Here is a 7,922-nt window from a genome sequence, read left to right on the forward strand (position 1 = left end):
CTTCCATCAACGTTACTCGGCTGCTGTGCAGAAACAGATCGCGCTGGACCGCATCATGGTCGGCTTCCACGGCCTGAAAGCCGCTGCGCAGACTGATATCGCCGCTTATCCAATGCTGCAGGACGTGAACAAAGGCTGGCTGCAGCAACTGCGCGAGCAAGCCCCACAGCAGGTACTCAAGGAAGGCAAAACCGCTGGCAAAGTAATCCTGGGGCAGGGCGGTGATTACGCCAACCTTGACGCCCTGGTGCACGACACCAAACAGATGGTGGACGAGCGTCTGCGCGACGGTGGTGACCTGATCGCCATCATCGGCACTGACCTGTTGGCGGCCGACAAGGCCAAGCTGTACGCCAAACAGGGTGATACACCCACCGAAAAAGAACGCATCGAAGAGGCCCAGGTGATCGCCACTTACGGTGGTCTGCCAAGCTTCAGCGTGCCGTTCTTCCCGGTCAACGGCGTGCTGGTCACCAGTTGGGACAACCTGTCGATCTACTTCCAGGACTCCAGCTGGCGCAAGCAAACCGTGGACAACCCGAAACGCTCCCGCGTCGAGGATTACAACAGCCGCAATGAAGGCTACGTGATCGAGCAGCTGGAGAAAATCGCGCTGACCGAAAACGTGGAGCTGGTGAAGTGAGCCTGGCTCTTGCCCACAAGCGCCGCACGTTGGCCCTGGGAAGCGCTGCAGTGATCGCTGCTGCAGCGGCACCGCTGGCGTATTCGCCGGCGGAAGCTTTGAGCAGTCCGGCCAATGCCAAAAAACACCTGCTCCTGCAGGAAGCGGCAATGGCGCAAGACTTGGAACGCCTGAGCGCGATCAAAGGGCTGGCCGGACGCCAGGCACTCAAGCGTGAGGAACTGCTGCCCAAGTACCAGGACTTCATTCAGCGCTACATGGATTCGGGTCTGGTGATGCCAAACCCCGTCCTGGTGCAGGTGATGGTCTGGCTGTTCGACACCGAGCAGTTCGAAGACGGCCTGGCACTCGCGGACTTTGCGATCGGGCAGGGCCAGGAGATGCCCGAGCGGTTTAAGCGCCGCGACGTGCAAACCTTCGTTGCGGACGCCGTGATCGATTGGGCTTACGCCGAGTACAACGCGCAGCGCAGCCCGGAACCGTACCTGTCCGATCTGTTGCCGCGTGTCGACGGTGAATGGGAGCTGACCGAACAGATCCCGAGCAAGTACCACAAGTTGATCGGCATGCGCGCCATGGAGGCCGAGCAGTGGGAAACCGCGCTCCAGCATCTGGAACGCTCCACCGAGCTGTATGCGAAAGCCGGCAATGAGACGCGCATAGCCAAATGCCGCAAGGCGATCGCCAAACAAACCCCCGCCGTGACCGGCGCCCAATAACCGACTACCCCCCCAGCGGGGAACTGTGGACGTGTGTCTGCCATTCATGGCCAGCCCCACGGAAAACAGTCTCCCCGCCCTATTTGAGCGGCCAGCCATGAGCTTTTCCGGGAACCCCACCACCTTTGTGGAACAGACGATTGAGAACGACGGTTTCTGGCCGAACCTCTCCGTGTCCGAGTTCCAGAAAGGCTACCGCCTGCCGGCGGAGTTCCTGGGCACGTTGCTGGTCGACGCCCTGAGTATTGCCATGGCCGAGGTCAATACAGACCTCGCCAAGCTCAAAAGTCGCTGGCAGATCCTCGGCATTGCCAACGTCGAAGCGGCCGAACAGTCGACGCCTGAACGTGCGTTGCAGGTCAGCTTGTACAAGCGTGCCGTGTATTGCCGCGCCAAGGCCAGCGCCCTGCCTCAATTTGCGTCAGTTACCCGCCGCGAAAGCGCCGAGAACACCGCCAAGGAAGCGCCCGAGCTTAAAGAAACCTTCTTGGCATTTAGCCAATCCGCCGTTCGTGCCTTGCAAGGCCGTGGCCGCATCACGGCGGCGCTGCTATGACCAAGCTGCAAGGACTGACCGCCTACTTGCGGGAACGCCGTTTGGTCGAGCCTGAACAGCTCGACAGTTTTACCGAGCAGGTGAAACTCATACTGGTCTGGAAACCGGACGTGGGCGGTATGCATCTGGGCGACATGCACTATCGCGCCGTGATCGTCCTGGAGCGCTTCGCCGACCATCCGGCGCGCCTGATGGCGTTGGTGGGCAGTTGGCTGGAAAACCACGACGCCAACCGTGACCGCCACGAACTACCGGCGCCGGAATTCCTTGTGGAACCTTTGGATAACGATCTGTTCGACGTGGAAATCACGCTGGAGTTTGTCGAGCTGCAGTTCCTGTCCGAAGATCCGGCCGGCGAGATCGATGCCTTCGGCAAGACCTGGGCCTTTGTCCCGTTTGATCTGTGGATTGCAGAGCGCGGCGAGGTGGCCACCGATGGCCGGGCGTAGCACGTTCGAACTCGACATTCGCGGACGCTTGGGCGTTCGCGAACAACTGGCTTTGCTGAGTCTGCCGCCGCAATTGCGCCGCCGACTGCTGAACCAGGTTACCAAACGCGTGCGGACGATGAGCCGCAAGCGCGTGCGCGAACAGAGGAACTTGGACGGCACACCCTTCGCCCCGCGCAAGGGCGACGGTAAGGGCAAAAAGAAAATGGAAGCCGGCCTGGCCAAGTTGATGGTGGTCACCCGGGTAAGCGCTGATGAGGCGGAACTGGGTTGGAAAAACGCCCTGACCCGATGGGTCGCCGCGCAGCAGCACAACGGCGTCAGTGAGCGCCGCACCGCGCAGCAGATGCGCCGATGGAACAAGACCCCACCGGGTTTGGCAGCAACCGACAAGCAAGCCAAGCGTTTGCGGCGGTTGGGCTTCCGTGTGCGCCAAGCCGGCAAAAAGACGCTGACCCGGCCGTCGGTGGCGTGGATTCAGGAGCATGTGAACTACGCCAAAGCCGGTTTGCTGATCCGGATCCTCGACGACCAGCGCAGCGAAACCACCGGCGCGCAGAGCTGGGAAATCACGCTGCCGAAACGCCAGTTCATCGGCGCCGAAACTGAGCGCGAAACCAATCTCCTGATTAACCAGGTGTTGCAACAAATTCTAACTTCACCCCGCTAACGAGGCACTGCATGGCACTCGGTCAAGTCACCGTCGACAATCTCAATCTAGGCCAGGGCGCCGTGACAGAGGTTGAGCGTTACTTTCTTTTCATCGGCCCCGCCGCCAAAAACGTCGGCCAGATCATTGCGCTGAACACCGACAGCGATTTGGACGCCGCCCTGGGCGTCCCGGCGAGCGATCTGAAAACCCAAATTACCGCCGCTCGCTTGAACGGTGGTCAACGCTGGGCCTGCATGGCGGCGCCGATCGGCCCCGAAGGCGATTGGGCCACCGCACTGCAGAAAACCCAGCAACAAGGGTTGTCAGTGGAAGCGGTCATCGTCACCAAGCCTGTCGCAAAGGGGGATGAACTGTCGGCCATGAATGACGCGGCCGTGGCCCTGAACAACACCTACGGCCGTCGTGTTTTCTTTCTGGCAAGCACCGCCGGCATCGCCGTCGATCAGACCTGGGCGCAGTACCTGAGCGAGCAAAAAGCGTTGGTAGCGGGTCTGGCAGCGCCGCGCGTTTCACCGGTGCCGCAATTGCACGGTAATGACCTGGGCGTTCTGGCTGGCCGCTTGGCCAATTCGGCAGTCAGCATCGCTGATAGCCCGATGCGCGTGGCCACCGGCCCGGTGTTGGGGCTTGGCGACGTGCCTATTGATAGCGAGCTGATTCCGCTGCCGTCCGCTGTACGCAGTGAACTGGATCGGGCGCGGTTCTCCGTCACTCAGACCTACCCAGACTATCCAGGCGTGTACTGGGGTGACTGCAACATGCTGGACACCCCAGGCAGTGACTTTCAGGTCGTGGAATACCTGCGCATCACCGACAAGGCCGCTCGCCTGATTCGCCCGCTGCTGATCCGCCGTGTCGCCGATCGCCGCTTGAACAGCACGCCCAACAGCATGGCGGTGAACACCAACCAACTGATGGCCCCGCTGCGCGCCATGGCCAAGTCCGTCAAGTTCGCCGGCGAGGTGTTCCCCGGTGATATCGAGCCGCCGAAGGATGGCGACCTGGTGCTGGAATGGCTCAGCAAAACCAAGGTCGCGGCCTACATCAAGCTCAAACCCCTCAACTGCCCGAAAGACCTCACGGCGAACATTGCCCTGGATCTTTCCACTGACAAAACGGAGTAACGCCCCATGGCAAAGATTGGTGGCAAGAACTTCGACGTGAGCCTGGGCGATCTGTCGCTGCACGTCGAGAGCTGCACCCTGGACATCACCGACAACTCGGCTGTGGCCCAAACCCGGGGCGTGCCTGACGGCTACGTGGAGGGTGACGTGGCCGCTGCCGGCGAACTGGAGCTGGACAGCTCCAACTTTCAGTTGCTGATCGATGCGGCGCGATCGGCGGGCAGCTTTCGCAAGCTCAAGCCGTTTGACGCGGTGTTCTTCGCCAAGGCCGGCGAAGACGAGGAACTGCGCGTGGAAGCCTTCGGCTGCAAGGTGAAGATCTCCAGCCTGTTGTCGATCGACCCGAAAGGTGGCGAGAAAACCAAACACAAGGTGCCGTTTGACGTCACCAGTCCGGACTTTATTCACATCAACGGCGTTCCGTACCTCGACGCTACCGAGATCGAGGGGATCCGTTAATGGTGGATTGGTTCGACCGCGCCCAGGAGCTGGAGCAGCGCCAACGTGACCAGGCGATCAAAGCCCAGTTGCTAATAACTGTGCCGGTCGGGCCGAGCCTGACCCATTGCCAGGACTGCGACAACGAGATCCCGCCGGCGCGGCAGGCACTGGGCGGTAAAACGCGGTGTGTCCCGTGCCAAACGGGCTTTGAGCAGAGTAAACGCTGATGACGACTGACGCCACACGCCTCGGAACGCTGGAACAGAAATTCGCTGTCTTCGAACACCGGCTGAGCGAGTTGGAAGACCGCCACGAAACCGTGCCAACCCGCGTGACCAAACTGGAACAAGGGTTTGAACATATGGCCGGGCAACTGTCGGAACTGAACGCTGGCCAACAGACCCTCACGGTCGCGGTAAACGACATCGGCGCCAAGGTCGGCCGCTTGCTGACCATCCTCACGCTGGTCGGTGCCGTGCTGCAAATGGTCGTGCCGGCACTGTTGCGAGTGTGGTTCCCATGAGCCTGCGCGGCAGGATTACGGCCGGTGTAATCGCGTTGGCCAGCGCTCCGTTGGTGATCTTCCTGGGCACTTGGGAAGGCCGTGGCCAGAACACCGTCTATGCCGACAAGTTGGCCAGCGGACTGCCCACTGTCTGCAAGGGCATCACCCGACACACCAGCCCGTTCCCGGTCGTGGTCGGTGACTACTGGTCGCCCGATCGTTGCGCGGAGGTGGAGCAGCTGGTGATCCGCAAAACCCAGCTGCAGCTGGCCGACTGCATCACCAACCCGGACGTGGCCCAGAACACGTTCAACGCCTTGACCAGTCACGCGCATAACGTGGGTGTGCCCAGCACTTGTGCCAGTCGGGCGGTGGCGTTGATCAACGCCGGCCGCATCGCTGACGGCTGCAGGGCGTTGGCTTGGGCACCGGACGGCAAGACGCCCGTATGGGCGTATGTGACCGACGCCCAAGGCCGCAAGCACTTTGTTCCAGGCTTGCACAACCGCCGGCTGGCTGAAGTAGAGGTTTGTCTGAAATGACGATTCCACCGCTACGGCTCGCGCTGATCGTGATGCTGATTACTGCCCTGGTGCCCTTGTATTGGTTCATCCGGGTTGTGGATCAACGCGATGAAGCGCTGAAAGACCTGAAAGACCTGAAAGGCCTGAAGTCGGAGGTCGTCGGGTTACGTGAAGCGGCACGCATCAGCGGCGAAATGCTCGCCGAGCGGGACGCGATCGACCAACGAAACACCAAGGAATTGACCGATGCACTCACTGAAAACGAGCGCCTGCGCCGCGCTATTGGCGATGGCACTGGCCGGTTGCATGTCCGCGCCACCTGTCCCGCCGCCGGATCTGTGCCCGCCGCCGGCACCGCCCGCGTGGCTGATGCAGGACGCGCCGAACTCGCAGCAGACGCTCGACCGGATTATTTCACCCTCCGTAATCAGCTCGCCCTAAGCCGGCAAATGATTCTCGGACTGCAGCAATACGTCCGTGGCGTGTGCCAGCGATCGCCAGCGCACCAGGACACCACTTTTCCCAACCTCAACAAGAGATCTACCCCATGAGCCAACAGAACAACACCGAAATCACCCTGGAAGTCGGCGAACAGGAATTCACCTTCAACCTGACCCCGGCTGACGTCACCAAGTATTTCAACGCCCTGACCCAAACCAACAAGGTCGCCCCGGGCAACAACCTGTTGATGACCACTGTGCTGCAGGAACAAAAAACCGTGCTGAAACCCCTGCTGGGCAATCCGGTGATGGTGATGCAGCTCGCCGGCGCGCTGCTCGAGGAGTACGCGCCCAACGTTGAGGTGATCGTAAAAAAGCGCTCGAGCACGCTGAGCGCCTAAGCGAAAACGGACTGGGCCAGTTGATGGCCCTGACGAACCGCTGGCTTCCTGGTGCCGAACCCACGCCCGAGGCGATGGGGACGGCCAAGTGGCTGGAGGACGAACACTGGAGACGCATGGAGTTTGCCGTGGCTAACGGCATCGCCCTTGCGCTGAACGGGTAACGACTTTGGCAGACCGTAGCGCCAGCCTGGCTTTCATTCTCAGCTTGCAGGACAAGGTCACCGCGCCCCTGGGCAAGGTGAAAATGGGCTTTTCCGAGCTGGCCGATCAGAGTGAACAGCACATCAAGACGATCGGCCTGGGCATGGCCGGCGTGACCGCTGCTGTGGTCGGAATTCGTGAGTCCATGGAACCGGCACTGGAGGTCAATCGCGCCCTGGGTGACGTCCGATCGTTGGGCGTGGCCGAGGATGCGTTGTCGGCCCTCAATGCCAAGTCGCTGCAATTCGCCGTGAGCTACGGCGAGAACGCCAAGGATTTTGTGGCCTCGGCTTACCTCATCGAGGGCGCCATCAAGGGACTCGCCGGCAACCAGCTCGCCACGTTCACCAACACCAGCAACTTGCTGGCGAAGGCCACCAAGTCCGATGCCGAAACCATGGGCGAGTACGTTGGCACGCTCTACAACCTACAGAAGTCCCAGGCGGATGCGATGGGGAAGGGCGCGTGGGTGGAAAAACTGGGCGGGCAAACGGCGTTGGCTGTGCAGTTGTTCCGTACCAGCGGCGCGGCGATGAAAGACGCCTTCAAGGAGGCCGGCGCGATCGCCACCACATCCGGCGTCGACCTTGCCGAACAGATGGCGGTGATTGGCACGCTGAGCAGCACCATGGAGGGCGGCGACGCCGGCGGACGCTATAAGGCGTTTTTCGAAAACATCGGCGCCGCATCGGAAAAGCTCGGCATGCAGTTCACCGATCAGCAGGGCAAAGTCCTGCCGATGATGGCGATTCTGGACAAGCTGCAGGCCAAGTTCGGTGACCTGACCAGCGCCTCGGCCGGCGCCAAGTTAATGGAGGCCTTCGGCGGCGAAGGTGCCCAGGTGATCGGCGCGCTGGCCAAGGACACCGATCGACTGCGCAACGGCATCGAGCAGTTGGGCAAGGTGCGCGGTCTCGAAAATGCTGAGCAGATGGCCCGGGCCATGGTCGATCCGTGGCAGCAGTGGGCTTCCCTAGTCGAGGTCATGCGTGTGGTGTTTGGCCAGGTACTGATCCCAGTGCTGACGCCGTTCATGAACAAGATGGTCGATATCGGCAAAACCCTGGTGCGTTGGTCGCAGCTGTTTCCCAACATCACCCGGGTGATCGGCATCACCGCACTGACCATCATGGCGATCGTCGGCGCCATGTCGTTGCTGACCGTCGTGGTCGGTGTTGCACGAATGACCTGGCTGGGCCTGGTATCAGTGTGGAAGGTCATCCAGTTGCTGAACCTGCGCACG

The 7,922-nt window shown here is 61.3% G+C and carries 14 protein-coding genes; all 14 read left to right on the top strand.

The genetic code is table 11. The features are described 5' to 3' along the window. Nucleotides 1-643, top strand: a 643-nt coding sequence (locus tag FGA82_RS27950; RefSeq protein WP_141129592.1) for a P2 family phage major capsid protein, incomplete at its 5' end; no start/stop codon positions are given. Beyond that, nucleotides 640-1,362, top strand: coding sequence for a phage terminase small subunit (gpM, locus tag FGA82_RS27955; RefSeq protein ID WP_141129593.1), 723 nt, complete (start codon nt 640-642; stop codon nt 1,360-1,362). The genes FGA82_RS27950 and gpM, both read left to right, overlap by 4 nt. A 97-nt stretch (nt 1,363-1,459) precedes the next feature. Then, nucleotides 1,460-1,918 (top strand): head completion/stabilization protein, encoded by a 459-nt coding sequence (locus tag FGA82_RS27960; protein WP_141129594.1) that lies wholly within the window; start codon nt 1,460-1,462, stop codon nt 1,916-1,918. Next, on the top strand, nt 1,915-2,367 hold the full coding sequence (locus FGA82_RS27965) for a phage tail protein (RefSeq protein WP_141129595.1): 453 nt from the start codon (nt 1,915-1,917) through the stop codon (nt 2,365-2,367). The genes FGA82_RS27960 and FGA82_RS27965 overlap by 4 nt, the downstream gene beginning before the upstream one ends. Then, nucleotides 2,354-3,037 carry a phage virion morphogenesis protein gene (locus tag FGA82_RS27970; protein ID WP_141129596.1) on the top strand — a complete coding sequence of 228 codons (684 nt, stop codon included), beginning with the start codon at nt 2,354-2,356 and terminating at the stop codon, nt 3,035-3,037. Before FGA82_RS27965 ends, FGA82_RS27970 begins: the two co-directional genes overlap by 14 nt. A gap of 11 nt (nt 3,038-3,048) precedes the next feature. Further along, nucleotides 3,049-4,164 (top strand): DUF2586 domain-containing protein, encoded by a 1,116-nt coding sequence (locus tag FGA82_RS27975; protein ID WP_141129597.1) that lies wholly within the window; start codon nt 3,049-3,051, stop codon nt 4,162-4,164. Between the two features lie 6 nt (nt 4,165-4,170). Next, nucleotides 4,171-4,623, top strand: coding sequence for a phage protein (locus FGA82_RS27980; RefSeq protein WP_039756525.1), 453 nt, complete (start codon nt 4,171-4,173; stop codon nt 4,621-4,623). Then, a complete protein-coding gene (locus FGA82_RS27985) occupies nt 4,623-4,832 on the top strand; it encodes a TraR/DksA family transcriptional regulator (protein ID WP_141129598.1) in 210 nt (69 codons plus the stop codon). The genes FGA82_RS27980 and FGA82_RS27985 overlap by 1 nt, the downstream gene beginning before the upstream one ends. After that, nucleotides 4,832-5,128, top strand: a complete 297-nt coding sequence (locus FGA82_RS27990; protein ID WP_141129599.1) for a hypothetical protein — start codon at nt 4,832-4,834, stop codon at nt 5,126-5,128. Before FGA82_RS27985 ends, FGA82_RS27990 begins: the two co-directional genes overlap by 1 nt. After that, complete coding sequence (locus tag FGA82_RS27995; protein WP_141129600.1) at nt 5,125-5,652, top strand: lysozyme; 528 nt, start codon at nt 5,125-5,127, stop codon at nt 5,650-5,652. Before FGA82_RS27990 ends, FGA82_RS27995 begins: the two co-directional genes overlap by 4 nt. After that, nucleotides 5,649-6,185: a lysis protein gene (locus tag FGA82_RS28000; RefSeq protein WP_141129601.1), complete on the top strand. Its 537-nt coding sequence runs from the start codon at nt 5,649-5,651 to the stop codon at nt 6,183-6,185. Before FGA82_RS27995 ends, FGA82_RS28000 begins: the two co-directional genes overlap by 4 nt. Beyond that, nucleotides 6,182-6,475, top strand: coding sequence for a putative phage tail assembly chaperone (locus FGA82_RS28005; RefSeq protein ID WP_141129602.1), 294 nt, complete (start codon nt 6,182-6,184; stop codon nt 6,473-6,475). Before FGA82_RS28000 ends, FGA82_RS28005 begins: the two co-directional genes overlap by 4 nt. Before the next feature lie 23 nt (nt 6,476-6,498). Beyond that, nucleotides 6,499-6,639 carry a DUF6890 family protein gene (locus FGA82_RS32230; RefSeq protein ID WP_039013052.1) on the top strand — a complete coding sequence of 47 codons (141 nt, stop codon included), beginning with the start codon at nt 6,499-6,501 and terminating at the stop codon, nt 6,637-6,639. Nucleotides 6,640-6,644: 5 nt separating this feature from the next. After that, a partial coding sequence (locus FGA82_RS28010) for a phage tail tape measure protein (protein ID WP_141129603.1) occupies nt 6,645-7,922 on the top strand: 1,278 nt, incomplete at its 3' end.

The organism is Pseudomonas fluorescens (assembly GCF_005938625.1).
In the GTDB taxonomy this organism is placed as follows: Bacteria; Pseudomonadota; Gammaproteobacteria; order Pseudomonadales; family Pseudomonadaceae; genus Aquipseudomonas; species Aquipseudomonas fluorescens_BD.